We start from the raw sequence: 25,492 nt of genomic DNA on the forward strand, positions 1-25,492 counted from the left end.
GGCTGGTGAGATGAGTCTTCCGCGCACCGACACCGTCGTCACCTACCCCGACGGCGACCTGACCGCCGCCGCCACCGTCGTGCACCTGGAGCGGCTGGCCGACGGGCGGACCGCCGTCATCCTCGACCGCACGGCGTTCCATCCCGTCGACCCGGTGTGGCCGGACCAGCCGGCCGACGAGGGTGCGCTGACCCTGGGGGAGCGGTCGTACCCGATCGTCGACGCCGTGGTGGGCGCCACCGACGGCGGCGCGCTGTACGTCGGCGATGCGCCGGTCCGGACGGGCACCGAGGGCTGGGCATTCGTCGTCTGCCACCTGGTCGACGACGCCGAGGGGCTCGAGCCCGGCGCCGCGGTCACGGTGACGGCCGATGCCGCATGGCGCCGCGCGCTGTCGCTGGGCCACACCGCCTGCCACCTGGCGTCGCTCGCCCTCAATGAGGCGCTGGCCCCGCTGTGGACGAAGGACGCACCGGTGGATGGACGCGGCCGCCCGAACTTCGACCAGCTGGCGATCACGAGCTCGCGCATCCTGCCCGACGGCTCGGTCGACGAGTACCGGATCGGCAAGAGCCTGCGCAAGAAGGGTTTCGCCGCCGCCGAACTCGCGGGACGGCTCGACGAGGTGTCCGGGACGGTCGACCGGCTGCTGGCGGGATGGATCGCCGGGGGCGCCCCGATCGCGATCGTGCGCGACGGGGACGGGCACGGCCTCGGCGAACGGCGGCGCTGGCGTGCCGAGCTCGCGGACGGCACCGTCGAGATCCCGTGCGGCGGGACGCACCCCGCCTCGCTGGCGGAGCTCACCGCCGTCACCGTCGAGCTGGAGCTGGTGGAGGGCGAAGGCGCGCTGATCCTCACGATGCGGACGTCGGCGCACCCGGCCTGAGCGGAACGCCGCCCCTCAGTGCGGCAGGAACGGCAGGGCAAGCGCCACCACCGCGAGCGCACCGGCGAGGCCCCAGCCGAGCCGGACCCACTGCGCGCTGCGCACCTCGCGCTCGATCGCGTCGAAGCGCTGCAGCGTCCCGGGCGACGAGACGACCGGCCGCCAGGTCGCCGGGTCGTCGAACAGGGCGGCCGCCCGGGCGACGGCCTCCGCATCCATTCGCACCGGACGCCGGGAGAGCCAGCGGATCAGGCTCTCGGACCGCACGACGGCGGCGCGCGCCGGCTTCTGACGGATGCGCACCTCCTTCGCACCCACCACGGCGATCACCGGCTCGACCGGTGTCTCGATGCCCGCGCGCAGCAGCAGCCCGCGCACGCGTGACGCCTCGAGGTCGGAGTTGCGGAGGTAGGGCTGCTTCGTGCCGTTCACCAGCACGGAGCGCTGGTAGACCGTCAGCTTCGCGCCCCGGTGGTGCTTGGTGTTGACCACGAATACCCCGCCCGGGCCGACGACGAGGTGATCGACATCGGCGTCACCCGAGCCGACGGGGACCGCGTGGAAGGCGGACCAGCCGGCGGGGAGCCGGGACAGCAGGGCGCCGACCTCGCGCTCGCCGAGCGCGCCGGCGAACCAGGCCTGGGCGTCGTCCCGCAGCGGGTCCACGCCGAACGCGCGAGCCAGGGCGGAGCGCGGGCCCGCCGCCTCCTGCAGCCGCACCACCTGCTCCATCACCGCCGCGCCGGGGGCCCGGTCGCGCATCCGCTGTCCGCTCACCCGGCAACCGTACAGAGCGCGGCAGCACCCCTACAGTCCCCGCCCGGGGACAGGCGACGGAGGCTACCCCTGTTCCGGGGCCCCGTGCGTGCGGGGCAGGTCGTCGCTGCTCGGGAGGCGCTCCTCGAGCGACTCGTTGTGCTCGCGGACCGCGTCCAGCCGGTCGTCGTCGGTGTTCCCGAGGTCGCTGACGGCCTCGTTCAGGGCGTCGGCGTCGCGGGGTGCTGCGGAGTCATCCGGTCGATCGGTCATGCCCGCACTGTACGCCGGGCTTGACGGTGCGTCCGCGGCACGGGCTAGCATGCCCACCATGAGCCGCATCGAAACCGGAATCGTCTCGTACACCGTCTCCGGCGACTACCTCGCCCGCGTGGGCGCCGACTTCGACACCGAGGCCGTCGACGACGCCATCCTGGCCGAGCTGAACCGGATGCTGCCCGACGGCATCCTCGTCGAGCGCAGCGGCCGGGTGCTCGCCGAGGAGGAGCGGGCCGACGAGGCGCGAGCGATCGACTGGGATGCGCTGCTGCAGCGGATCGACGTGGATCAGATCCTCGCCGAGCACGGGCGGTGACGGTCTCCGCGTGGGAGCGCTCAGCGTGAGCGCTTGACCACGTCGTAGGCGGCGAGCGCCGCCTGACGGGTCTCCTTGAGGTCGACGATCGGCTCCGGGTAGTCGCCGGTGTCCCACTCCGGGACCCAGCGCCGCACGTAGTCCCCGTGCGGGTCGAACTTCTCGCGCTGCAGCTCGGGGTTAAAGACACGGAAGTACGGCGCCGCATCCGCCCCGCTTCCCGCGACCCATTGCCAGTTGAAGGCGTTGTTCGCCGGGTCGGCGTCCACAAGCGTGTCCCAGAACCACTGCTCGCCCAGACGCCAGTCGATGAGCAGGTTCTTGATGAGGAACGATGCCGTCACCATGCGCACACGGTTGTGCATGACGCCGGTTGTCCACAGTTCCCGCATCCCCGCATCCACGAGCGGTACCCCGGTGCGACCCTTCTTCCAGGCCTCCAATGCCGGCGGATGCAGCCGGGGCCACGGAAAGGAGTCGTACTCGCGATGGATGTTCACGGTCGCCATGTCGGGGTGCTCGAAGAGCGTGTGATAGGCGAACTCGCGCCAGCCCAGCTCCGAGGCGAAGGTCGCCGCACCCTGCGCGTTCGAGCGCTCGCGGTGCTCGGCCGTGGCGTGCCACACCTGGAAGGGGCTCAGCTCGCCCCAGCGCAGGCGCGGGGAGAGCCGCGACGTCGCGTTCACGCCGGGCACGTCTCGTTCCTCCGCGTAAGCGGCCAGGTCGTCGTGCAGAAAGCGCGAGAGCTGGTCGTGCGCGGCCTTCTCGCCCGGCTCCCACGTGTCGCGCAGGCCCCCGGCCCAATCGGGATGCGTCGGGAGCAGCGCGAGGTCGTCGAAGGTCAGGGCGCCCGCGATCGGGGTGTTCGCTCCGCGGAGCGACCGCGGCGCGGGGCCGGGTCTCCGCGGCTGCGGAGCGGCGAGGCACGCGCGCCAGAACGGCGTATAGACCGAGAACGGGGTGTCTTGGCCGGTGCGGATGGTCCAGGGCTCGAAGAGCAGGTTCGCGGCGAAGCTCGTCGCCTCCAGCCCGTTCTCTCGTGCGGCTGTCTTCACCGCTTCGTCGATCCGGCGTTCGACGCCGCCGTAGCGCCGGTTCCAGAAGACCGCTGCGGCGTCGGTCTCACGCAGCAGGTGGCCCATCACCTGCTCGCTGCGGCCGCGGAGGACGGTCAGCCCGGCGCCCAGGCCGCGCAGGCTCTCGGCCAGAGAGGCGAGGCTGTGGTGCAGCCACCACCGGCCCGCCGCGCCGGGCACCCGGAGGTCCGGTGTCTCGTCGTCCCAGACGAAGACGCACAGCACGGGGCGGCCGGTCTCGGCGGCTGCCTGCAGGGCCGGGTTGTCGGCGACACGCAGGTCGTCGCGGAGCCAGACGACCGCCGGGCGGTCGCGCTCGGAGTCGGCCGTCACGATACCGGGGCGCTCACAGCTCGAGCGAATCGCCGGGCTCGAGCGGGAAGTACCTGCCGCCGTTCTGCTCGGTCGCCCACTGCAGACGTCCGTTCGACATGTCCTTTCCCGCCCGCGAGAGCACCATCTCGTGGATCGGGAAGGCGCGCTTGGGCTTCACCGCGAGCACGTAGTCCATCGCCTCGGCGATCTTCATCCACGGCGCTCCCGCCGGAGCGGCCAGGACGTCGACCTTGACCCCCTCCGGCACGAAGAAGGAGTCGCCGGCGTAGTACAGCTGGTCGTTGACGAGCACGCCGACGTTGTCGACGACTGGGATGCTCTCGTGGATGACGGCGTGGCGGCCGCCGAAGAAGCGGAGGGTGAACGGCTCCGCGTCGATCGTGTCGCCGGGGTGCACGACCGTGATGTCGAAGTCGGAAGCCGCCTTGGCGACGCCCTCGGGGGCGTACACCGTGGCGCCGGGCGAGAGCTCGAGCACGCGGTTCAGCTGCTCGGGCGTCCAGTGGTCCGGGTGCTCGTGGGTGATGACGACGGCGACGGCGTTCGCGGTGTCCGTGAGCGGAGAGGTGAAGCTTCCCGGGTCGATGAACAGCTTCCGTCCGTCCTGTTCGAGGAGGAGGCCGGCGTGTTCGAACTTGGTGAGTCTCATAAGCCCAAGGAAATACCGGATGGGATGCGCGTGCAAGCGCGGACCCGTTGCTCCGCCGGCTCCGCCTCTGACGCGCCGGCATGTGCCATCATCGTGCACTGTGACCGCAACTCCGCGGGCCGTGGTCGTCGCGGTCAACCCCATGGCGTCCTTCGGGCACCGCCGTGAGGTCGGGCCCCGCGTCGTGCACCGGCTGCGCGAGGCGGGGCACCGGGTCGTCGCGATGGACGAGGCCAACATCGAGCTGCTGCGCCGCGAGACCGCGCGGGCGCTGCAGGACCCGGTCGACGCGCTGGTCGTCGTCGGCGGCGACGGGATGGCCAACCTCGGCATCGATCTGGTCGCCGAGAGCGGCATCCCGCTGGGCATCGTCCCGAGCGGCACCGGAAACGACCTGGCCGACGGCCTCGGCATCCCGGTGAAGGACACCGAGGCCGCCATCGACCTGCTGCTCGACGCCCTCCAGCGCGAGCCGCGCACCATCGACGCCGGCACCATCCGCCACGGCGAGCTCACCACCTGGTTCGGCTGCGTCGTGTCCGCGGGCTTCGACGCCACGGTCAACGAGCGGGCGAACCTCATGACCCGCCCGCGCGGTCGCAGCCGCTACGTCGTCGCCCTGCTCCGCGAGCTCGCGACGCTGCGGCCGCGCCCGTACCGCATCCATGCCGACGGCCGCCTCATCGAGGTGGATGCCATGCTCGTGTCGGTCGCCAACAACCGCTCCCTGGGCGGCGGGATGCGGATCGTCCCCGACGCGGACCTCGCCGACGGCCTCCTCGACCTCTTCATCGTCTCCCGGATGTCCCGCCTGCGCTTCCTGCGGATGTTCCCGAAGGTGTTCCGCGGCGAGCACACGGACCTTCCGGAGGTGACCATCCTGCCCGTCAGCGGCGTGCACATCGAGGCCGAGGGCATCGTCGCCTACGCCGACGGCGAGCGCATCGGCCCGCTCCCGATCGAGGTCGCGGTTGCGCCGGGGGCCCTCCGCGTGCTGGCCTGAGCGACGCGCCCGGGACGCCCGCCCCGTTTTGGCATCGACACCCCATCTGTGGCATGATCTTCTAGTTGCCAGACGGCCCCATCGTCTAGCGGCCTAGGACGTCGCCCTCTCACGGCGGTAACGCGGGTTCAAATCCCGCTGGGGTCACCAACAGCCCGGATGCCAGTCATTGACTGGCGTCCGGGCTTTTTCATGAGCGTTCCGGCCGCATCCTGCCGCCGCCGCGAGCGTCGACTACGCTGTCGGTAGCGAAGGGGAGTATCCCAGACGGCTGAGGGGCGGGCGCGTGCGCCTGCGACCAGGGCCGGCGCTGTGCACGTCATCACGGTCCGCGATGCAGCGGGCCCGGGCACGGCGGCGCCGTCAGGTGCGGGAGAGACTTTCGGTCGATGTCCGACGCCCTTCGAAAGGTTCCCCCGTGGAAGTCGCCTTGCCGCTCTGGTTCGAGATCACGTCCTTCGTGGTGCTCATCCTCATCCTCGCGTTCGATCTGCTGATCGTCTTCAAGCGGCCGCACATCCCGAGTCCCAAGGAGTCGGCGCTGTGGGTGTCGTTCTACGTGGCCCTGGCGCTGATCTTCGCGCTGCTGATGCTGCTGATCGGGGATGCCGAGCACGCCGGCCAGTTCCTGGCGGGGTGGCTGACCGAGTACAGCCTGAGCATCGACAACCTCTTCGTCTTCGTCATCATCATGGGGCGGTTCGCGGTGCCCCGGCGGTACCAGCAGGAAGTGCTGATGGTGGGCATCCTCCTGGCGCTGGTCTTCCGCGGCGTGTTCATCGTGCTCGGCGCCGGGCTGATCGCCAGCTTCAGCGCGATCTTCTACCTCTTCGGCGCGTTCCTGCTCTGGACCGCGTTCAACCAGGCCTTCGGCTCGCATGACGACGAGGGCGAGGACGACTCCTGGTTCATCCGCTTCGCCCGCCGGCACCTGAAGGTGTCGACGCAGTACGAGGGCAACAAACTGCGCACGACGGTCGACGGGCGGCGGATGTTCACGCCGCTGATCATCGTGTTCCTCGCCCTCGGGACGACCGATCTGCTGTTCGCGCTCGACTCCATCCCGGCGATCTTCGGCATCACGCAAAGCCCGTTCATCGTCTTCACCGCGAACGTGTTCGCCCTGATGGGGCTGCGCCAGCTGTACTTCCTGCTCGGGCACCTGCTCGACAAGCTGGTGTACCTCAAGTACGGCATCGCGTTCATCCTCGCGTTCATCGGTGTGAAGCTCGTCTTCCACGCGATGCACGAGAACGAGTTGCCGTTCATCAACGGCGGCGAGCACATCGAGTGGGCGCCCGATATCAGCACCTGGACGTCGCTCGCGGTCATCGTCGGTGCGATGGTTGTCGCTACCATTGCAAGTCTGGTGAAGCTGCGGATGAGCGGCGTCACGGTCGCCGAGGCCATCCACGGCGACGACAGCGAAGAGGACGAGACCGAGAACGCGGCCGTCGACGGCACCCAGGAGGACCCCCGCACATGAGCTCTCTCGTCGGTGTGACGGTCCGCAGCGACACAGGTGCGGTCCGGCACGTCAACGAGGACAGCGCCCTCGCGCAGGATCCGGTGTTCGTCGTGGCGGACGGCATGGGCGGGCACGCGCGCGGCGACCTCGCCAGCCGCACCGCCGTCGAGAGCCTGGCGCGGACGCTGCAGCCGGGGACGCGACCGACCCCCGACGAGGTCGTGCGCGCGATCGACGAGGCGAACGCCGCGGTCCGCGCGCTCTCCGGCGCCGACGAGTCGGGTGCGGCCGTCGCGGGCACCACGCTGACCGGCATCGTGCGTGTGCGGGTGCCCGAGCTCGCCGCCGAGCAGTGGATGATCGTCAACGTCGGCGACTCGCGGGTCTACGAATGGGACGGCCGCGACCTCCGCCAGCTGACCGTCGACCACTCCGCGGTGCAGGAGCTGGTGGATGCCGGCCTCATCAGCGAGGAGCAGGCGGCGGTCCATCCCGAGCGCAACGTGATCACGCGGGCGCTCGGCGCCGAGGACTTCGTCGACACCGACACGGCGCTGGTCGCAGAGCGGGGCCGCCAGATCTTCCTCGTCTGCTCCGACGGCCTCACCCGCGAGCTCAGCGACCGGCGCATCGCGGACATCCTCGCGCAGGGCCACGCCGATCCGGCGTCTGCTCTGGTGGACGCCGCGAACGAGGCCGGCGGCCACGACAACATCACCGTGATCGTGGTTGAATCGATGACCGGGGAGGATGCTCCGGCGTCCGTCGACACGCAGGAACGCGTGCAGGACGGCGGCCGTGAGCTCGACGACACGCAGCCGAGGGAGTAGTTCGTCCGTGTTCGAGGTTCAGCAGGCGGCAGCAGGGGAGTGGGCGGTCGTCGCGGGCGGTGGACGCGCGCTGCTGGTCGACGAACGGGACGCGGCGCGGCTGCGCGCCCTGCTGGGCGCGGTGCGCGCTGGCTTCGCCGAGACGCTGGATGCGCTGGTCGCGGGCGGATTGAGCCGCACGCCGTCCTTCGCGCTGCTCGACGCCTCCACCGAGACGGTGCTCCTCGCGGTCCGCGGAACGGCGTCCGCGACGGTCGCCGAAGGCGGGCGCCCGCGCGAGGTGCGGGCGACCGGCGTCTCGTCGTGGGTGGAGACGCAGGTGACCGGCGCGGGCGGCGTCCGGCTCGGCGACAGCGACAACGACAGCGACCGCGACCGCGACGGCGACGGTTCTCTGCCGCTCGCCGAGGGCGTCGTGCGGGCGGCCGGTCTGGCGTGGGCGGCGGAGGAGAGCACCGAAGACGTCGGCGCGACGGTCGCAGCGCCCCCGAAGCGCGAGAGGGACACCGGACCGGTGGATGCGGTGCCCGCCGCCCCCGCGCCGCGGGCGGTCGCGCCAGAGCCGGTGGATGCGGTGCCCGATCCGCACACCCGCATCCCGGAGGCGACCCTCACGGAGGTCGCGGCCGAGCCAGCCCCGCAGGCGACCGGCTACGACCACCTCTTCGGCGCGACCATGGTGCGCAGCATCGAGGATGCGGCAGTGCGCCCCGACGAGGAGGAGGCGGCCCCGCCCCGCATCGACCTGCCCGGTTTCATCACCGACTCGTTCCCGCCCGCGGCCGGGCGGCTGGAGGGCGACCACGACGGGCTCACCGTGATGAGCGGAGAGCTGCCCCGCCGTCCGTCCGAGCCCCCGGAGGCCGAGCCCGCCGCGGCGCCGCCGGCGCAGGCCGAGTTCGCCGTGCTGCTCTCCGACGGCCGCCGCGAACCGCTGGCGGCCCCGCTGGTCGTCGGCCGGGCGCCGAGCGTCACGGCCGTCCCGTCGCTGCGCGGCGCCCGCCCGGTGACGCTGACCTCCGCCGAGGACGACATCTCGCGCTCCCACGTCGCCGTCGCGGTCGAGGGCGACAGCGTCGTGGTGACCGACCTGCACTCGCGCAACGGCACCATGATCGTGTTGCCGGGCACCTCCCCGCAGAAGCTGCGGAGCGGCGAGCCGACGACCGTGGTGCTCGGCACCGTCATCGACCTCGGCAGCGGGGCGACCCTGACGGTCGAGGCGGCCGGATGAGGCGCATGGCGTCCCAGCCGCCCGAGCTCGACGGTCTCCACTTCATCCGTCTGCTCGGGTCCGGCGGGTTCTCCGACGTCTTCCTCTACGAGCAGCAGCTGCCCAAGCGCAGCGTCGCCGTGAAGGTGCTGCTCACCGACGGCGTCGACGAGGCCGCTCGCGCACGGTTCGTCGCCGAGGCGAACGTGATGGCGCGGCTCTCCGCGCATCCCTACATCGTGACGATCTTCCATGCGGGCGTCTCCGGCGACGACCGGCCGTACCTCGTCATGGAGTACTGCTCCGGCCCGTCGCTCGCCGACCGGCTGAAGCGCGAGCGGATCGGCGTCGAGGATGCGCTGCGCACGGGCGTCCGCCTGTCGAGCGCCGTCGCCACGGCCCACGCCGCGGGCATCCTGCACCGCGACATCAAGCCCGCCAACGTGCTCACGAACGCGCTGGGCTGGCCCGCGCTGACGGACTTCGGGATCGCGTCGGCGCTCGAGGAGCTGCCGGTGCACACGACCACGCTGTCCGAGCTGCGACGGGAGCCGACGGACACGGCGACCTCCGGGAGCCGCAGCGTCGGCCTGAGCGTGCCATGGTCGCCGCCGGAGATGTTCTCCGACGACCCCGACCCGGACGTGCGCAGCGACATCTTCTCGCTGGCGGCCACCGTGTACACACTGCTCGCCGGCCGGACGCCGTTCGAGGTGCCGGGCCGCTCCAACGGCACGCTCGACCTGATGGGCCGCATCGAGCGCGGGATGATCACCCCGTTCGAGCGGGCGGATGTGCCCGCCTCGCTCACGGCGTCGCTCCGCCGCGGGATGGCCACCCGGCGCGAGGACCGCTATCAGACCGCCGTCGACTTCGCCCGGGCGCTGCAGCGCGTCGAGCTGGAACTCGGGCTCGCACCGACGAGCATCGACGTCCCGAACCTCAGCCTGACGGATGCGCGCCCCGCGCCGGCCGTCGGGGACGACGAGCAGGAGACCCGCGCGCGGTCCGTCGCGACCATCCGGGCGCAGCCGGAGCCGCCGCGGCCGCCGGAGCGTCCTCTCGCGCCGGCAGAGCCGCCCGCCGCCGTCGAGCCTGCCGCGACGCGCGTTCGCGGGGTCGTCCCGGTCTCGCCGCAGGCGCCCGGCGGCGACCACGATCGATCCGACGGCATCCCGGAGCACACCGTCGTCCGATCCCGGACCGCCGCCCCTGTGTCTGATGTTCCCGCTCCCGCTGCCGATGTCGCCCCCGCCGGCGAGATCGCCCCCGACGAGCCGCGCGACCCCCGCCGCCGGCTTCTCGCCTGGATCGGCGCGGGTGCGGCCCTCGTCGTCGTCCTCGGCATCGCCGCCGCCATCGTCGCGAACGTCGTCGCACCGACGGCGTCCCCGACGCCCACCCGCGCCGCCCAGGGCGACGACAGCGGCATCGCCGTCACCGTCGTGCCTCCGCCCGTGCTGGTCTCCGCCGTCCGCGCGCCCGACGGCGCGAGCGCGACCTTCACCTGGAAGACGGACGGCGGCAAGAAGGGCGACCAGTACACCTGGGTGCGCGAGGGCACGACGAACGGGCCGGCGGTGACCGCCGAGCCGAAGGTCACCGTCACCGGCCTCACGCCAGGGGCCCCGGTGTGCATCGACGTCGCGACCGTCCGCGCCGGCCGGACCTCCGAGCAGCTGAAGGCGTGCGCCTCGTGACGGCCGCGGTGAAGCCGCTGACCGTCGACTTCTGCGGCGAGCTGTACACCGTCGAGCCGGGCGCCGAGTTCGGCATCGGGCGCGAGGCCGAGCTGACCATCGATGACAACCCCTACCTGCACCGGCGCTTCCTGACCGTCGGGCACGACTTCGGGATGTGGTGGCTGAGCAACGTCGGAACCCTGCTCACCGCAACGGTGACGGACGCGACCGGCACGATGCAGGCCTGGCTCGCTCCTGGCGCGAAGCTGCCCATCGTCTTCCCGACCATGCACGTCATGTTCAGCGCGGGCGCGACGACCTACGACTTCACCATCTCGAGCGACGAGGACTGGTTCGACACCGCCGTGCAGGTGGATGCCTCCGGCGGCTCGACGACGGTGCTCCCGGTGACGCTGACCACCAGCCAGCGGCAGCTCATCGTCGCGCTGGCCGAGGGCGTGCTGACGCAAGCCCTGCCGGGCCGGGGCACCATCCCGAGCTCGGCCGAGGCGGCGCAGCGACTGGGCTGGAGCATGACGACCTTCAACCGCAAGCTCGACAACGTGTGCGACAAGCTCGACAAGCTCGGCGTGGCCGGGCTGCGCGGGGGCCGGGGAAAGCTGGCGACCAACCGGCGCGCGCGGCTGGTTGAGTACGCGGTCACCACACGGCTCGTCGGTGTGGAGGACCTGCCCCTCCTTGAGGGGGCGCCGTCGCGCCTTGACCAGGCGGACTCCCCGCGGGACGGTGGAGCGGTCGACTGACGCGCTCGGCGCGTGGCCCGGCGGGTATGGGGAGTGCTCCCCATACCGGAGGCGCCGGGGGCGCATGTTAGCGTTGACGCGGTTTCGGGCGCGGGGGAAAGCGGAGTCTTGGTGTCGTTGAGCAGGTGGTTCCGCGAGCGGAAGACGCTCGCCGTGATCACCGTACTCGCCGTCGTCGCAGGCGTTCCTCTCACCATCGCGGTGCTGCACAAGGGGTTCCCGGTGAACGCCGTCGAGCTCGACACCCGCGACGTCTGGGTCACCAACGGCGAGAAGCTGCTCGGCGGCCGGCTGAACCACCAGATCGACGAGCTGGATGCGGCGGTCACCGGCGCGAGCGCCGATCTCGACGTGCTGCAGGACGGCTCGGCGTACTTCCTCACCGACCTCCCGCACGGCACGGTCGACCGCATCGACCCCGCCTTCGTGTCGCTCGGCGGCCGCATCCAGATCCCGGAGGACTCGCAGGTCGGCTACGGCGGCAACACCCTGTCGGTGCTGGCGCCGAACGGGTCACTGTGGGTGCTCGACGCCTCCGGCCGGCTCGACTTCGACAAGGCGAAGACAGCGCCGGTCGCGAAGCTCGGCAGCGGCGCGAAGCTGGCGGTCGCGAAGTCCGGCACGACTTTCGCCGTGGCGCCGAAAGGCAAACGGCTGGTCACCGTCGAGCGGCCGGGCGCCAAGGCGCAGAGTCGCAGCTTCCCCGTCCCTGGCGCGTTCCAGCTGACGGCGGTCGGCGACCGGCCCGTGGTGCTCGACACCCAGCGCAACCGCATCATCACGGGGGACGGCTCGACCGTCGACCTCCCCGCGAAGGGGCTGAAGCTGCAGCAGCCGGGCCAGGACGACCCTGCGGCGCTCGTCGCCACGGCGAACAGCCTGCTGAGCGTGCCGCTGGGCGGTGGGACCGTCACGGCGAGCCCGGCCGGGGCGACGGCGAAGGGCGGCCCGGATGGGGTCTCCGCCCCCGTCCGGCTCGGGAGCTGCTCCTACGGCGCCTGGTCCGGTTCCGGCCGCTACCTCTACGCCTGCGACGGCAAGAAGCCGGTCGGGATCGACATCGACCGCCCCGTGCAGGGCGACGACCTGGAGTTCCGGGTCAACCACGACGTCATCGCGCTGAACAACCTCCGCGACGGCAACGCCTGGGTCGTCTCGTCGAACATGCGGCTCGTGCAGAACTGGGCGCAGCTGAAGCCGAACGACACCACCGTGCAGGGCGACACCGGCGAGGAGAAGCCGGTCGTGCAGTCCTTCGCCGACACGCTCGCCCAGCGGACCTCCGTGAACCGTCCGCCGGTCGCGGTCGACGACGCCTACGGGGTGCGGCCCGGTCGCTCCACCGTGCTGCATGTGCTCGCCAACGACACCGACCCGGACGGCGACGTGCTGACCGTCTCGGACGTCTCGGCGATCCCGGCCGCCCAGGGCCGGCTGCAGCTCGTGGAGGGCGGCCGCGCCATCCAGTTCACGCCGAAGGAGGGGCTGAGCGGCACCATCTCGTTCCGCTACTCGGTCGACGACGGACGCGGCGGCGCCGCCTCGGCGCAGGTGAACGCGACCCTGCGGCAACCGGCCGAGAACACGGCCCCCGCCTCCGCCCGGTCGAGCACCGCGCAGACGGAGGTCGGGCAGTCCGTCACCTACAACATCCTCAACGACTGGACCGACCCAGACGGCGACGACCTCAGCCTCGTCGCGGCGACGGCGACCACCGAGGACGACGTGCGTTTCAAGCCGAACGGCGACGTCACCTTCACGAGCAAGACCGGCCAGGCCGGATCGAAGGAGGTGCGCGTCACCGTCTCGGACGGCCGCGCGTCGACGACCGGCAGCCTGATCGTCACGGTCAAGCCGGCGGGCACGCTCGACCCGGTCGCCGTGACGGACTTCGCGGACGGCTTCACCGGTCGGCCCGTGGTGCTGCATCCGCTCGACAACGATCAGTCGCCCTCCGGCGAGCCGCTCACCCTCGTCGGCGCCGCCCTCGACGGTTCGGGCGCCCAGGTGACGGCCGATGCGGCCAAGGGCACCATCACGGTGAAGAGCAACGCGCCGGGGGAGTACTACCTCGTGTACACGCTCGGCGCCGGCCCCAAGACCACGACCGGCCTCGCCCGCGTCGACATCCAGGCGCAGGGCGCCAGCGCGTCGCCGCCCATCGCGGTGACGGATAAGGCGTACGTGCGTCCGGGCGAGCCGACCTCCGTCGCGGTGCTCGACAACGACGTGTCGCCGTCGGGCCGCGTGCTCGCGGTCCGCGCCGTCGCCGTCGGGAAGGGCGCGCAGGACCTCAACGTGGAGGTGCGCGACAACGCGGTCGTCAAGATCACCGCGCCGACCGTGCTCACCCAGCAGGTGCAGCTCACCTACGTCGTCTCCGACGGCGTCAACGAGGCGACCGCCGGGATCACCGTGGTCCCCGTCCCTCCGCTCGTGCAGCACCAGCCGCCCGTCGCGGTCGACGACCAGGTGCCCGTGCGCGCCGGCGACGTCGCGACCGTGTCCGTCATGGACAACGACTACTCGCCCGACAACGCGCCCTTCACCCTCGACGCCCAGCTGCGGGATGCCGCCGGCGCGGGTCGCGGGGCGACCGCCTTCGTCAGCGGCGAGACGGTGCGCTACCAGGCCCCGACGACGCCGGGGCAGTACAACGTCGTGTACGGCATCACCGACAAGTACGGCCAGAAGGCGCAGGCGACCGTCACCTTCGTCGTCGGAGCCGCCGACAAGGGGTCCGACCGGGCACCGCAGCCGCAGCCGCTGACGGTCCGCGCGTTCGCCGGGTCCTCCGTGCCGGTGGAGGTGCCGCTCGACGGCATCGACCCGGACGGGGACTCCGTCACGCTGTCCGGCCTCGGCACGCAGCCGACGCTCGGTCGCATCTCGGACTCGACCAGCCGCTCCTTCACCTACGAGGCGTACCCGGACTCGGCAGGCACCGACACGTTCACCTACCAGGTGAAGGACACCTACGGGAAGACCGCGACGGGCACCGTGTCGATCGCCGTCATCCCGCGTCCGTCGCAGGTCCGGCCGCCGATCGCGGTCAACGATCCCGTCCAGGTCAAGCCGGGTCGCACCATCGCCGTCCCGGTGCTCGACAACGACTCCGACCCGAACGGCTACGCGATCGCGCTGCAGAAGAAGCTGCTGCAGGTGGATGAGGGGCTCACGGCGTCCGTGCACGGCAAGATCGTGCTCGTCACCGCGCCGAAGAACGAGGGCTCGTTCGTGGTGCGCTACCAGATCACCAACGGCCAGGGCGGAGTCGCGAGCGCGTTCATCCAGGTCACCGTCACGCCGAAGGCCCGGGAGGTGCCGCCCACCGCGATCGACCACGTGCTCGAGCCCGATCAGGTGGCCGACAAGGACAGCGTGAAGGTCGATGTCCTCGCCGGGGCGACCAACCCCTCCGGGCTCGCGAGCGACCTGAAGGTCGACGTCGCCGGGCCCAACGCCTCCGCCGCTCAGGTGGGGCAGGACGGCACGCTCACCGTCACGCCCGGCGAGCGGCGCATCGCGATCGCGTACACCCTTACCGACGCGGTCACCGGGCTCACAGGCACCGCGTTCGTGGTCGTCCCGCCCAAGGGCAGGGCGACCGCCCCGCCGCGGATCCGCGACGGGCTGCCGCAGCAGATCGTGCAGGCCGACGGGTCGAAGAGCTGGAGGCTGTCCGACATCGTGACCGTGCCGTCCGGCCGCGGTTACAAGCTGACGGGCGCCTCCGGGGTGAGCGCCACCAACAGCTCCGGGGGTCGTCGTACCGCGACGACCAGACGCTCACGTTCACCGCCGCGAAGGGCTACCGCGGGCCGGCGGCGATCACGTTCAAGCTGAACGACGGCCGCGAGTCCGGCCAGTCATCGGACCGCATCACCACCCTGGTGCTCCCGATCACCGTCGGCGAGCCGGATCAGTCGGATGTCGCGCCCACCTTCACATCGCCGAGCGAGAAGATCGAGCCGGGGGAGGCGCCGCTCTCCGTCGACCTGCGGGCGTCGAGCTTCCACCCCAACCCCGACATCCTGAGCAAGCTCACCTACGGGGGCGGGACCTCGTCGAATCCGAAGATCCAGTCGTCGCTCAGCGGGTCGACGTTGACCCTCTCCGCTCCGCTCGGCACCCAGGCCGGCGAGACCGCCACCATCGCCGTCACCATCAGCTCGGGCACGCACACCATCCAGGGGACCGTGAACGTGCAGGTGGTCAGCTCGAGCCGTCCGGTGGCGACGCAGAAGAACCCGCCGCAGACGCAGGAGGTCAAGCGCGGCCAGACGGTGACGCGGACCGGGGCGGCCGGCGACGACCAGTGGGTGAACCCGTTCCCCGGCCAGCCGCTGACCATCACGGACGCCACCGCGCAGAGCGCGCCCTCGGGCGTGACGGTCACCCACACCGGCTCGTCGATCAGCGTCAGCGCGGCATCCGGAGCGGCGATCGGCGCGGTCAACATCGTCTACCACGTGCAGGATGCGACGAAGGATCCGAAGCGGACGGCGGCGGCGATCGGGCAGTTGCGCGTCACCATCCACGACGTGCCGGCGAAGCCCAGCGCGCCGTCCAACCCGCGGGCGAGCGACGGCCAGGTCACCGTCGCGATCAAGGCCCCGGCGGACAACGGCAAGGCCATCGACCAGTACCGGGTGACCGGCGGCGGCAAGACGGTCACCACCACCAGCGTCGGGGATGTGACCATCAGCGGGCTCACCAACGGCCGCTCGTACACGTTCCAGGTCAGCGCCCACAACGCCGACGGATGGTCCGAGCTGTCGGCGGCGAGCGACCCGGTGACGCCGTACGGGACGCCGTCCCGGGTGAGCGGGGCGACGATCCGCAGCAGCGGCAACGCGCCGAGCGACCTGACCATGAGCTGGGACGCGCTCGCCGACCCGAGCGGCACCGGCGGCGGCGCGGCCACCTATCATTACCGCCTCAACGGCGGCAGCTGGCAGAGCACCTCCGGCACGAGCGCGACGGCGAACAACCGGGGCGCCGGCAGCTACTCGTTCGAGGTGTACGCCACGAACCCGGGCGGCAAGCAGGGGCCGACCGTCACGTCGAACACCGTGCAGGTGCAGAATCCGCCGCCCCCGTCGCCGTCCATCGACCTGGCGAAGGGCGACCTCAAGCCCGGATGGGTCCACAGCTACACGTATGACGTGACCATCCACAATTTCCCGGCGAACCGCACCCTCAGCGTGCAGATGCACTGCAATGGGAGCACGTTGTCGACCCGGTCGATCTCGACCGACGGCAGCGGGTACGGCCACTACCACGGCAACCCGAACAGCGACATCGAGCCGTGGTGCGGCTACCCGGGCGCCTACGTGATCGTGAACGGGGTGCAGAGCAGTGTCCAGGACTGGTCCAAGTAAGGAGAAGCAGAAGTGACGGTGACGCAGGAGCAGGCGGATTGGTTCGCCGGAGCGTTCAGCCAGCTGGTGGCGAACGTCGACAAGGCGATCCTCGGCAAGGAGCACAGTATCCGCCTGGTGATCACGGCGATGCTCTCCGGCGGGCACGTGCTGCTGGAGGATGTGCCCGGCACCGGCAAGACGGTGCTGGCCAAGGCGCTCGCCAACACCGTCGAGGGCACGCAGTCGCGCATCCAGTTCACGCCCGACCTGCTGCCGTCCGATGTGACCGGCGTCACGATCTACGACCAGTCGAGCGGGCGGTTCGAGTTCCACCCCGGGCCGATCTTCGCCACCGTGGTGCTGGCCGACGAGATCAACCGCGCGAGCCCCAAGACCCAGTCGGCGCTGCTCGAGGTGATGGAGGAGGGCGTCGTCACGGTCGACGGGGTCGGCCATCCGGTCGGGTCGCCGTTCGTCGTGATCGCCACGCAGAACCCCGTGGAGCAGGCGGGCACCTACTCGCTGCCCGAGGCGCAGCTCGACCGGTTCCTCATCAAGACGTCGCTCGGCTACCCCGACCACGCGACCACCGTCGACCTGCTGCTCGACTCGTCCAACCGCTCGCGGGCCGCCGCCGTGCGCCCGATCATCGCCGCCGACTCGGTCTCGACGCTCGCGCAGCTCGCCTCCGAGGTGCACACCGACGCCAGCGTGATGGGCTACCTCAGCGAGATCGTCACGGCGACGCGCGACGACAAGGATGCGGCCCTCGGCGTCAGCATCCGCGGCGCCCTGGCACTCGCCCGCGCGGCGAAGACCTGGGCGATCGCGTCCGGTCGCACCTACATCACGCCGGACGACATCCGCGACCTCGCACTGCCCGTGCTCGCGCACCGCGTGATCGTCGACCCGGAGTCGGAGTTCGCGGGCGTCACCGCCGCCGACATCGTCGAGCGCGCCGTCGCCTCCGCCACGCCGCCGGCGTACCGCGCGGCCTGACCGCCCCACCGCTCTCCTCCGCCGACTCGACAGACAGGATCCGAACCCCCATGACCGCCGACAGCCCCGCTCGCGCGCGACGCCGCCGCGCCTCCGGAGCCGACCAGGCGCGCATCGCCGCCGGCCAGGTGACGGCCGCGCTGGGGCGCGCGTTCGGCGCCGCCGGCGGTCGCGTGGCGCCGGCCGGGCGTGCGGTCCTCCGGCGGGTTCAGCCGGTCGTCGGGGTCGTCAGCACGCTGGGGTGGATCGTGCTCGCCGCGGCGCTCGTCTCGGTGGTGCTCGCGGCGTGGCTCGGCTGGGCGGAGTTCGCCTTCATCGCGGTGACCCTGTTCGCCGCCCTGCTCATCGCGACCGCCTTCGTCTTCGGCCGGTCGACGTACCGGGTCGGCATCGAACTGAACCCGCGGCGTGTGGTTGCGGGCGGGCGGGCCCTCGGGCGGCTCACGGTCGCCAACAGCGGCGGCCGTCCCGTGCTCCCGACGCGGATGGAGCTCCCCGTCGGCGAGGGACAGGCCGACTTCACGATCCCTCGACTGGCCCCGGGGGCGGAGACGGAGGAGCTGTTCGCCGTACCGACTGCGCGGCGCGCCCTGATCCTCGCCGGTCCGGCCATCTCCGTGCGCGGCGACCAGTTGGGGCTGCTCCGCCGCACCAACCAGTGGACGGACCGCATCGAATTGTTCGTGCACCCGAAGACCGTCCGGCTGGCGGCGACCGCCCGCGGACTCGTGCGCGATCTCGAAGGGCAGACCACGAAGGTCATCACGGACAGCGACCTCGCCTTCCACGCCCTGCGCACTTACGAGCCGGGCGACGACATCCGCAACGTGCACTGGCGCACCTCGGCGCGCACCGGGCAGCTCATGGTGCGCCAGTACCAGGAGACGCGGCGGTCGCAGCTGTTGCTCGCGTTCGACGCCGAGCGGTCGCATTTCGCGTCCGACGACGAGTTCGAGCTGGGCGTCTCTGTGATGACGTCGATCGGGTGCCAGGTCATCCGCGAAGAGACGGAGATCGATGCGGTGTGGCAGGGCGGCGGCATGCGCGTCGGTACGCCGACGGCCCTGCTCGACGACTCCTGCCGCATCCAGCCGGTGGAGGGCGCGCACCCGTCGCTTCGCGAGTTCCTGCGCCAGGCGACCCTGCGGCTGCAGGTGCCGAGCCTCGCCGTGACCGTGGTCGGCTCACAGCTCGATCCCGCCGAGCTCCGCGGGGCTGCAGCGCTGTGGGGCGGGGATACGGAGACGATCGTCATCCGCGTCGACGAGGCGGCAGAGCCCCGGCTCACGCGGCTGGGTCGCTCGATGCTGATGACGGTCTCCGCCCTGCCCGAGCTCCCGGCCCTGCTGAAGCGGGCGGGCCGATGACCGCGACGACCGGAGCGACGCGCCGGGGGCCGGCCGAGACGTCGGGGCCAACGTTGCTGGACCGCCTGCCCGCGACGACCTGGGTCGACGTGGCGGTGCTGACCGGCCTCGCCCTCCTCGCCGTCGTCGGGTTCGAGCCCGCCTTCGGGCACTACGCCTTTGCGCAGGCCGCGCTGGGCGGCATCGTCGTCGGCGGCGGGATCGCCCTCCTCGGTCGTCTGTTCCGGCTGTCCTGGCCGCTGACCGTCGTGCTCGCCCTGGCCGGGTACTTCCTGTTCGGCACCCCGCTCGCCCTGCCCGGCCAGGCCCTCTACGGCGTCCTTCCGAGCCTCGACAGCCTCTCGGGTCTCGTGCTGGGAGCGGTCTTCGGATGGTCGGACGCCGTGACGCTGCAGGCTCCGCTGGAGGCGCCGCCCTACGTCGCCGTCGTCCCCTATGTCGCCGGCTGGCTCGTCTCGCTGGTGTCCGTCACCCTCGCGGTGCGCTGGCTCCCGGGCATCCGCCGGCCGTCCGCGGGCCGCGCTGCCGTGCTGCTCACGGGTCCGGCCGTGCTGCTGCTCGCGGCGATCCTGCTCGGCACGCGCGATCCGTTCTTCGCCGGGATCCGCGGCGTCCTGTTCGCCGCCGTGTCGCTCGTCTGGCTCTCTTGGCGGCGCGGGCGGTTCGCGCGGGATCGCGTCGAGACCGACTCGGCGGTGCGGCGCAGCCGTCTCCTCGGCGGGGCCGCCGTCGTGCTCGGCGCCGTGCTGGTCGGGGCGCTGGCCGGCTCCGTCCTCGCGCCGCCTGCGTCCTCGCGGTTCGTCGTGCGCGACGAGATCACGCCGCCGTTCGACCCCCTCGACTACCCGAGCCCGCTCGCCGGCTTCCGCAAATACACGAAAGACCTGCAGAAGACGAAGCTTTTCGCCGTCACCGGGCTGCGAGAGGGCCAGGTGGTCAGGCTCGCTACCATGGACACGTACGACGGCGTGGTGTGGTCGGTCGCCTCACCCGGCAGCGACGCGGACGCGTCCGGCGCCTTCGAGCTGCTCGGCAGCACCATCCCGAAGCCCCCGCTGTTCACCGCGGGCGCCTCGTCGACCGCGTCGATCGACGTGCTCGGCTACTCGGACGTCTGGCTGCCGACCCTCGGTTACACGAACCGGCTGACGTTCGACGAGCACACCGGTGCAGACCCGGCCGGTTCCGTCCGCGTCAACACCGCCACGGGCACCGCCGCCGTGACCACCGGCGTGCGGCAGGGACTGTCGTACACCGTCGGCGCCACCGCGCAGAAGGTGCCCAACGACCGCGCGCTCGCCAAGGTACCGCCGGCGAAGCTCACCCTCCCGACGGTGACCAACGTGCCCGATGTCGTCTCCGCCAAGGCGGAGGAGTATGCGGGATCGGCGGACACCGCCATCCAGAAACTGCGGAACATCGAGCGGTCGCTGAAGTCGCTCGGATTCCTGAGTCACGGGCGGGCATCGGATCCGGTGCCGTCGAGGGCGGGGAGGGAGCCGACCGCATGACGGACCTGCTCTCGAAGTCCCCGATGGTCGGCGACCAGGAGCAGTACGCGAGCGCATTCGCCCTGATGGCACGCAGGCTCGGATACCCCACGCGCGTCGTCATGGGCTTCGCGCCCAAGGTCACCGGAAGCACGACGACCGTCACCGGCGACGACGTGACGGCGTGGGACGAGGTCGCGTTCGAGGGCGTCGGATGGGTGCCCTTCTTCCCGACGCCGACGAAGACCGATGCGCCCAAGAACCAGACCACGAAGCCGAAGCTCGAGCCGCAGCCCCAGGTGCGGCAGCCTCCGCCCGCCGATCCGCGCGCGGAAGACCTGCTGACGCCGGTCAAGACCAAGGACAACGATCCGAAGGACAAGCCCAAGGGCGCGGTGTTCCCGGCCTGGGCGTGGGTCGTCCTGGGAGTGGTCGGCATCCCGCTGCTCGCGTACTTCCTCCCGTTGCTCGTCATCGCCTCCCTCAAACGGCGGCGCCGGCGAAGGCGTGAGACGACCGGGCCGCCCGACCGGCGTGCCGCCGGCGCCTGGGACGAGCTCGCGGACGGGTACGCCGAACTCGGCCTCGCCGTGCCGGAGCGCGCGACACGGTTGCAGACGGCCGCAGCGCTCGAAGAGCAGTCCGCCGCGCAGAGCCTCCCGGTCCCGGAGGGCGGACTGCGCGACCTGGCGCGCCACGTCGATGCGGCGGTGTTCGACGGGTCGGAGGTCGCCGAGGAGCGCGTCCACCGTGCCTGGTCGACGGTCCGCGACGCCCTCGCGGGGGCGACGAAGGCGGCCGGTCCGGTGCGCGCCCGCCTGGCGGCCTTCCGCTACCGGCGCACACGCCGGGCCTGACCGCCGCGCCGTCCGTATAGTGGGGCGCATGGACGACAGCGGGTTCATCGTGCCTCCGCCCGGTCTCATCCCGTCGCGCCCGTCCCCGGGCTCGCTCGATGCGCCCAGCGGCCCGGAGCCCGCGTCCGTCCGTCCGCTCCCCGTCTTCGCCCCGCCTGCGGCGCCGGGCGCACCCGCCGCCGCTCCCGCCCGGCCGGTCTGGCGGCTGCTGCTGCCCGGCGGCCGCAGCGTGCCGGTCACCCGGCGGCTGCTCCTCGGCCGCAATCCGTCCCGCCCGGCCGGCGCGCCCGACGCCGAGCTGATCGCGCTCGACGACCCCACATCCACCGTCTCCAAGACGCACGCCGCCCTCGACATCGCGGGCGACCAACTCACCGTGACCGACCTCCACTCGACCAACGGCGTTCTCGCCGGCGGCGTCCGCACCGAGCCCGGGACGCCGTTCCCTGTGGCCGCCGGGGCGGAGCTCCTGCTCGGCGACCTGCGCCTCTCCGTCGAGCGCTCCTGAGCCGGTCCGCGCGTCGTCGGGTGATAACCTGTCACTCGTGTACGCGGGTCTTCTCCTCCTTAGCCGCCGCGGCGAGTCCTAGACATCAGGCCACTCTCGCCGCGGAGTCCGTCGACGGCTGATCCGTTCACACGCGAAGGAGTTCGAGAGACATGAGCACCCCCACCGATTCCGCACCTGGGCCGCTGACGCTGGCCGAGAAGGTCTGGAACGACCACCTGGTCGCCAAGGGTGAGGACGGTTCGCCCGACCTCATCTACATCGACCTGCACCTCGTCCACGAGGTCACCAGCCCGCAGGCCTTCGACGGGCTGCGGATGGCCGGCCGCCCCGTGCGCCGCCCCGATCTGACGATCGCCACCGAGGACCACAACACGCCGACGATCGGCATCGACAAGCCCATCGCCGACCTCACCAGCCGCACCCAGATCGAGACGCTGCGCCGCAACGCCGAGGAGTTCGGCATCCGCCTGCACTCGCTCGGCGACGTCGAGCAGGGCATCGTGCACGTCGTCGGCCCCCAGCTCGGCCTCACGATGCCGGGCATCACGGTCGTCTGCGGCGACTCGCACACCTCCACCCACGGCGCGTTCGGCGCGATGGCGTTCGGCATCGGCACCAGCGAGGTGGAGCACGTGCTCGCCACGCAGACCCTCCCGCTCAAGCCCTTCAAGACCATGGCGATCACCGTCGAGGGCGAACTGCGCCCCGGCGTGACCGCGAAGGACATCATCCTCGCCGTCATCGCGAAGATCGGCACCGGAGGCGGCCAGGGCTACGTGCTCGAGTACCGCGGCAGCGCCATCCGCTCGCTCTCCATGGAGGGCCGGATGACGATCTGCAACATGTCGATCGAGGCCGGCGCTCGCGCCGGGATGGTCGCGCCCGACGAGACGACGTTCGCCTACCTGAAGGGCCGGCCCCACGCTCCAGAGGGCGCCGACTGGGATGAGGCGGTCGCCTACTGGAAGACGCTGCAGACGGACGACGACGCGGTCTTCGACGCCGAGGTCTACCTCGACGCGGCCGAGATCGAGCCGTTCGTCACCTGGGGCACGAACCCCGGACAGGGCGTCTCGCTCAGCCAGACCGTCCCCGACCCCGAGTCGATCGCCGACCCGAACACGCGTGCCGCTGCGGAGCGGGCGCTGGAGTACATGGACCTCGCTCCGGGGACGCCGATGAAGAGCATCCCGGTCGACGCCGTCTTCATGGGCTCCTGCACCAACAGCCGCATCGAGGACCTGCGCGCCTTCGCCTCCATCATCAAGGGCCGGAAGAAGGCCGACGGCGTGCGCGTCATGGTCGTCCCCGGCAGCGCGCGCGTGCGCATCGAGGCCGAGGCGGAGGGCATCGACAAGATCGTCGAGGAGTTCGGGGCGGAGTGGCGGTTCGCCGGCTGTTCGATGTGCCTCGGCATGAATCCGGACCAGCTGGCGCCGGGGGAGCGCTGCGCCTCCACCTCCAACCGCAACTTCGAGGGCCGCCAGGGCAAGGGCGGCCGCACTCACCTCGTCTCGCCGCTGGTGGCGGCTGCGACCGCGATCCGCGGTACGCTGTCGAGCCCGTGGGACCTGGAGCACGAAGGCGGCGACACGCCGCGCGACGGCGGCGCGGATACCACCATCGGAGAGAAGGTGGGCGCCTGATGGAGAAGTTCAAGACCGTCACCGGAACCGCCGTGCCGTTCCGGCGCTCCAACGTCGACACCGACCAGATCATCCCTGCGGTGTTCCTCAAGCGCGTCACCAAGACCGGCTTCGACGACGCCCTCTTCCACGCCTGGCGGCAGGACCCGGACTTCATCCTCAACCGGCCCGAGTACCAGGGTGCGACCGTGCTCGTTGCGGGGGCCGACTTCGGCACGGGTTCGTCACGCGAACATGCCGTCTGGGCCCTCCGCGACTACGGATTCCGGGTCGTGCTGAGCCCGCGGTTCGCCGACATCTTCCGCGGGAACGCCGGCAAGCAGGGCCTGCTGACGGGCATCGTCTCGGAGGAGGACGCCGAGCGGCTCTGGCAGGCGATCGAGGCTCAGCCGGGAATACAGGCCACGGTGGACCTGGTTGCCAAGACTGCGACCGTCGGTGAGGTCCAGGTGTCTTTCGACATCGACGACTACACTCGCTGGCGTTTGCTCGAAGGGCTGGATGACATCGCCCTCACCCTGCGCGATGAGGCGCGAATCTCCGAATACGAATCGGGCCGCGCGAGCTGGCGGCCCACGACCCTCCCGGTGAAACTTTGACATCACTTCTTCAGGACGCACAGGCAGCAGGAGCACGCGTGGGGCTCAAGGGCGACCGGATCACCATCAACGGCGGCCGTCCCCTCGAGGGCCGCATCGAGGTCCGCGGCGCCAAGAACTTCGTCACCAAGGCCATGGTGGCGGCGATCCTCGGCGAGACCCCGAGCGTGCTGCGCAACGTGCCCGACATCTCCGACGTCCGCGTGGTGCGCGGCCTGCTCGAGGTGCACGGCGTCAAGGTGACGGACGGCGCCGAGGAGGGCGAGCTGCTGCTCGACCCGAGCGCGGTCGAGTCGGCCCACATGGCCGACATCGACGCGCACGCCGGGTCCAGCCGCATCCCGATCCTGTTCTGCGGCCCCCTGCTGCACCGTCTCGGCGAGGCGTTCATCCCCGACCTCGGCGGCTGCCGCATCGGCGACCGCCCGATCGACTACCACCTCGAGGTGCTGCGCAAGTTCGGCGCCGTCGTCGACAAGCTGCCCAGCGGCATCCGGATGACGGCCCCGAACGGCCTGCACGGAGCCAAGCTCGAACTCCCGTACCCGAGCGTCGGCGCCACCGAGCAGGTGCTGCTCACCGCGGTCCGCGCCGAGGGCATCACCGAGCTCAAGGGCGCGGCCATCGAGCCCGAGATCATGGATCTGATCAACGTCCTGCAGAAGATGGGCGCGATCATCTCGGTCGACACCGACCGCGTGATCCGCATCGAGGGCGTCGACAAGCTCGTCGGCTACAGCCACACGGCGCTGTTCGACCGCAACGAGGCCGCCAGCTGGGCGGCCGCGGCGCTCGCGACCGGCGGCGACATCTACGTGGGCGGCGCCCGCCAGCCCGAGATGCTGACCTTCCTCAACGTCTTCCGCAAGGTCGGCGGCGCGTTCGAGATCCACGACGACGGCATCCGCTTCTTCCACCCGGGCGGCCCGCTCAAGCCGGTGGTCATCGAGACGGATGTGCACCCCGGCTTCATGACCGACTGGCAGCAGCCGCTGGTGGTCGCGCTCGCGAAGGCCGAGGGCGTCTCCATCGTGCACGAGACCGTGTACGAGCAGCGCTTCGGCTTCGTCGACGCCCTGAACGACATGGGCGCGAAGATCCAGGTGCACAAGGAGTGCCTGGGCGGCCACCCGTGCCGCTTCGGTCAGCGCAACTTCAACCACTCCGCGGTCATCATGGGCCCGGTGCAGCTGACCGGCGCCGACATCGAGGTGCCGGACCTGCGCGGCGGCTTCAGCCACCTCATCGCGGCGCTGACCGCCGAGGGCCGGTCGACCGTGAGCAACGTCGGCATCATCAGCCGCGGCTACGAGAACTTCATCACCAAGCTGGAGCTGCTCGGCGCCGACTTCACCATGGAAGGCTGATCCACAGCCCACGAGTTCTCCACAGATCT

The 25,492-nt window shown here is 71.5% G+C and carries 22 protein-coding genes and 1 tRNA gene; 19 read left to right on the plus strand and 4 right to left on the minus strand.

What is annotated here, in order from left to right:
• Positions 1 to 10: 10 nt before the first annotated feature.
• The gene (locus ACQ86M_RS04595) at positions 11 to 889 is read left to right on the plus strand and encodes a metal-dependent hydrolase (RefSeq protein WP_431247217.1); all 879 of its coding nucleotides are present in this window, start codon (positions 11 to 13) and stop codon (positions 887 to 889) included.
• A 15-nt stretch (positions 890 to 904) separates the two neighbouring features.
• On the opposite strand, the gene ACQ86M_RS04600 is transcribed toward ACQ86M_RS04595, so the two are convergent.
• Both ACQ86M_RS04600 and ACQ86M_RS04605 read right to left on the minus strand, forming a co-directional pair.
• Positions 905 to 1,666, minus strand: coding sequence for a nuclease-related domain-containing protein (locus ACQ86M_RS04600; RefSeq protein WP_431220933.1), 762 nt, complete (start codon positions 1,664 to 1,666; stop codon positions 905 to 907).
• Positions 1,667 to 1,729: 63 nt separating this feature from the next.
• Positions 1,730 to 1,918 carry a hypothetical protein gene (locus ACQ86M_RS04605; protein ID WP_431220934.1) on the minus strand — a complete coding sequence of 63 codons (189 nt, stop codon included), beginning with the start codon at positions 1,916 to 1,918 and terminating at the stop codon, positions 1,730 to 1,732.
• A 58-nt stretch (positions 1,919 to 1,976) separates the two neighbouring features.
• On the opposite strand from ACQ86M_RS04605, the gene ACQ86M_RS04610 reads away from it, so the two are divergent.
• Positions 1,977 to 2,240 (plus strand): hypothetical protein, encoded by a 264-nt coding sequence (locus tag ACQ86M_RS04610; protein WP_431247218.1) that lies wholly within the window; start codon positions 1,977 to 1,979, stop codon positions 2,238 to 2,240.
• A 20-nt stretch (positions 2,241 to 2,260) separates the two neighbouring features.
• On the opposite strand, the gene ACQ86M_RS04615 is transcribed toward ACQ86M_RS04610, so the two are convergent.
• Together ACQ86M_RS04615 and ACQ86M_RS04620 are read right to left on the minus strand one after the other, a co-directional pair.
• Entirely contained in the window at positions 2,261 to 3,649 is a 1,389-nt protein-coding gene (locus ACQ86M_RS04615; protein ID WP_431247219.1) for a cryptochrome/photolyase family protein, read from the minus strand.
• A gap of 13 nt (positions 3,650 to 3,662) precedes the next feature.
• On the minus strand, positions 3,663 to 4,301 hold the full coding sequence (locus ACQ86M_RS04620; RefSeq protein WP_431247220.1) for an MBL fold metallo-hydrolase: 639 nt from the start codon (positions 4,299 to 4,301) through the stop codon (positions 3,663 to 3,665).
• 100 nt (positions 4,302 to 4,401) lie between these two features.
• Here ACQ86M_RS04620 and ACQ86M_RS04625 point away from each other — a divergent pair, with 100 nt between their 5' ends.
• From ACQ86M_RS04625 to murA, 17 genes are all read left to right on the plus strand, one after another.
• Positions 4,402 to 5,304, plus strand: a complete 903-nt coding sequence (locus ACQ86M_RS04625) for a YegS/Rv2252/BmrU family lipid kinase (protein ID WP_431220938.1) — start codon at positions 4,402 to 4,404, stop codon at positions 5,302 to 5,304.
• Positions 5,305 to 5,378: 74 nt separating this feature from the next.
• Positions 5,379 to 5,454, plus strand: a tRNA-Glu gene (locus ACQ86M_RS04630).
• Between the two features lie 268 nt (positions 5,455 to 5,722).
• Positions 5,723 to 6,790, plus strand: coding sequence for a TerC family protein (locus ACQ86M_RS04635; protein WP_431220939.1), 1,068 nt, complete (start codon positions 5,723 to 5,725; stop codon positions 6,788 to 6,790).
• Positions 6,787 to 7,602 (plus strand): PP2C family protein-serine/threonine phosphatase, encoded by an 816-nt coding sequence (locus tag ACQ86M_RS04640; protein ID WP_431247221.1) that lies wholly within the window; start codon positions 6,787 to 6,789, stop codon positions 7,600 to 7,602. Before ACQ86M_RS04635 ends, ACQ86M_RS04640 begins: the two co-directional genes overlap by 4 nt.
• A gap of 7 nt (positions 7,603 to 7,609) precedes the next feature.
• Positions 7,610 to 8,836 (plus strand): FHA domain-containing protein, encoded by a 1,227-nt coding sequence (locus tag ACQ86M_RS04645; protein ID WP_431247222.1) that lies wholly within the window; start codon positions 7,610 to 7,612, stop codon positions 8,834 to 8,836.
• A 5-nt stretch (positions 8,837 to 8,841) separates the two neighbouring features.
• Positions 8,842 to 10,515: a serine/threonine-protein kinase gene (locus ACQ86M_RS04650; protein WP_431247223.1), complete on the plus strand. Its 1,674-nt coding sequence runs from the start codon at positions 8,842 to 8,844 to the stop codon at positions 10,513 to 10,515.
• Positions 10,503 to 11,261 (plus strand): hypothetical protein, encoded by a 759-nt coding sequence (locus ACQ86M_RS04655; protein WP_431247224.1) that lies wholly within the window; start codon positions 10,503 to 10,505, stop codon positions 11,259 to 11,261. Before ACQ86M_RS04650 ends, ACQ86M_RS04655 begins: the two co-directional genes overlap by 13 nt.
• A 111-nt stretch (positions 11,262 to 11,372) precedes the next feature.
• Entirely contained in the window at positions 11,373 to 15,107 is a 3,735-nt protein-coding gene (locus ACQ86M_RS04660; RefSeq protein WP_431247225.1) for an Ig-like domain-containing protein, read from the plus strand.
• Positions 15,108 to 15,154: 47 nt separating this feature from the next.
• Positions 15,155 to 16,645, plus strand: a complete 1,491-nt coding sequence (locus ACQ86M_RS04665) for a fibronectin type III domain-containing protein (RefSeq protein WP_431247226.1) — start codon at positions 15,155 to 15,157, stop codon at positions 16,643 to 16,645.
• An 18-nt stretch (positions 16,646 to 16,663) separates the two neighbouring features.
• A complete protein-coding gene (locus ACQ86M_RS04670; RefSeq protein WP_431221418.1) occupies positions 16,664 to 17,626 on the plus strand; it encodes an AAA family ATPase in 963 nt (320 codons plus the stop codon).
• Between the two features lie 50 nt (positions 17,627 to 17,676).
• Positions 17,677 to 18,993: a DUF58 domain-containing protein gene (locus ACQ86M_RS04675; RefSeq protein WP_431247227.1), complete on the plus strand. Its 1,317-nt coding sequence runs from the start codon at positions 17,677 to 17,679 to the stop codon at positions 18,991 to 18,993.
• A complete protein-coding gene (locus tag ACQ86M_RS04680; protein WP_431247228.1) occupies positions 18,990 to 20,504 on the plus strand; it encodes a hypothetical protein in 1,515 nt (504 codons plus the stop codon). The genes ACQ86M_RS04675 and ACQ86M_RS04680 overlap by 4 nt, the downstream gene beginning before the upstream one ends.
• Entirely contained in the window at positions 20,501 to 21,340 is an 840-nt protein-coding gene (locus ACQ86M_RS04685; protein ID WP_431247229.1) for a transglutaminase domain-containing protein, read from the plus strand. Before ACQ86M_RS04680 ends, ACQ86M_RS04685 begins: the two co-directional genes overlap by 4 nt.
• Before the next feature lie 28 nt (positions 21,341 to 21,368).
• A complete protein-coding gene (locus tag ACQ86M_RS04690; protein ID WP_431247230.1) occupies positions 21,369 to 21,848 on the plus strand; it encodes an FHA domain-containing protein in 480 nt (159 codons plus the stop codon).
• A 152-nt stretch (positions 21,849 to 22,000) separates the two neighbouring features.
• Entirely contained in the window at positions 22,001 to 23,497 is a 1,497-nt protein-coding gene (gene leuC, locus ACQ86M_RS04695) for a 3-isopropylmalate dehydratase large subunit (RefSeq protein WP_431247231.1), read from the plus strand.
• Complete coding sequence (gene leuD / locus ACQ86M_RS04700; RefSeq protein ID WP_431247232.1) at positions 23,497 to 24,096, plus strand: 3-isopropylmalate dehydratase small subunit; 600 nt, start codon at positions 23,497 to 23,499, stop codon at positions 24,094 to 24,096. Before leuC ends, leuD begins: the two co-directional genes overlap by 1 nt.
• A 38-nt stretch (positions 24,097 to 24,134) precedes the next feature.
• Positions 24,135 to 25,463: a UDP-N-acetylglucosamine 1-carboxyvinyltransferase gene (gene murA / locus ACQ86M_RS04705; RefSeq protein WP_431220951.1), complete on the plus strand. Its 1,329-nt coding sequence runs from the start codon at positions 24,135 to 24,137 to the stop codon at positions 25,461 to 25,463.
• Positions 25,464 to 25,492 lie beyond the last annotated feature (29 nt).

This window comes from Leifsonia xyli subsp. cynodontis, from assembly GCF_050632205.1.
Classification (GTDB): domain Bacteria; phylum Actinomycetota; class Actinomycetes; order Actinomycetales; family Microbacteriaceae; genus Leifsonia; species Leifsonia xyli_D.

Coding starts and splice junctions, on each gene's coding strand:
- ACQ86M_RS04595 (WP_431247217.1), top strand. CDS start 11: ATGAGTCTTCCGCGCACCGACACCGTCGTCACCTACCCCGACGGCGAC.
- ACQ86M_RS04605 (WP_431220934.1), bottom strand. CDS start 1,918: ATGACCGATCGACCGGATGACTCCGCAGCACCCCGCGACGCCGACGCC.
- ACQ86M_RS04610 (WP_431247218.1), top strand. CDS start 1,977: ATGAGCCGCATCGAAACCGGAATCGTCTCGTACACCGTCTCCGGCGAC.
- ACQ86M_RS04620 (WP_431247220.1), bottom strand. CDS start 4,301: ATGAGACTCACCAAGTTCGAACACGCCGGCCTCCTCCTCGAACAGGAC.
- ACQ86M_RS04640 (WP_431247221.1), top strand. CDS start 6,787: ATGAGCTCTCTCGTCGGTGTGACGGTCCGCAGCGACACAGGTGCGGTC.
- ACQ86M_RS04650 (WP_431247223.1), top strand. CDS start 8,842: ATGGCGTCCCAGCCGCCCGAGCTCGACGGTCTCCACTTCATCCGTCTG.
- ACQ86M_RS04675 (WP_431247227.1), top strand. CDS start 17,677: ATGACCGCCGACAGCCCCGCTCGCGCGCGACGCCGCCGCGCCTCCGGA.
- ACQ86M_RS04680 (WP_431247228.1), top strand. CDS start 18,990: ATGACCGCGACGACCGGAGCGACGCGCCGGGGGCCGGCCGAGACGTCG.
- ACQ86M_RS04685 (WP_431247229.1), top strand. CDS start 20,501: ATGACGGACCTGCTCTCGAAGTCCCCGATGGTCGGCGACCAGGAGCAG.
- ACQ86M_RS04690 (WP_431247230.1), top strand. CDS start 21,369: ATGGACGACAGCGGGTTCATCGTGCCTCCGCCCGGTCTCATCCCGTCG.
- leuC (WP_431247231.1), top strand. CDS start 22,001: ATGAGCACCCCCACCGATTCCGCACCTGGGCCGCTGACGCTGGCCGAG.
- leuD (WP_431247232.1), top strand. CDS start 23,497: ATGGAGAAGTTCAAGACCGTCACCGGAACCGCCGTGCCGTTCCGGCGC.